The organism is Tolypothrix sp. VBCCA 56010, assembly GCF_050875635.1.
Taxonomy (GTDB): Bacteria; Cyanobacteriota; Cyanobacteriia; order Cyanobacteriales; family Nostocaceae; genus Hassallia.
On sequence record NZ_JBPAOH010000473.1, the window covers coordinates 1 to 332 of the forward strand.

1 pseudogene is annotated in these 332 nt (G+C 43.1%); it reads right to left on the minus strand.

What is annotated here, in order from left to right:
* Positions 1-114: 114 nt before the first annotated feature.
* A pseudogene (locus AABK37_RS42035) lies at positions 115-332 on the minus strand (hypothetical protein); the annotation flags it as partial.

A 332-nucleotide genomic window follows, 5' to 3' on the forward strand; every position in this document is an offset into this window, starting at 1 on the left:
CTAGCAATGCTTGGGGAGAGTTGCCACTGTAACCCAAACCAGCTTTGGGAATCACAAGCATCTGCGGTGTTTGATACGCTCCCTCTCCAAAAATTTGAGCAAAAGTTAAGCGCATTAAAAATCAGCTCGATTAACGGCGGTAGCGGTGTCAAGTTTTTGCATCTCGATTATGTGCTGGTATTGGCGGTAGCTTTGGTTGTTGCGGGTTACTAAACTGCCAAAGCCTTGGCTAATGGTAACTTGAATATCGTTATTGGTGCTTTGGTTGGTTTCATTAAGATAACTTGCTGCTTTTAGAATTAACGCAACAAGTAAGCTTTCAGCGGTGTTAT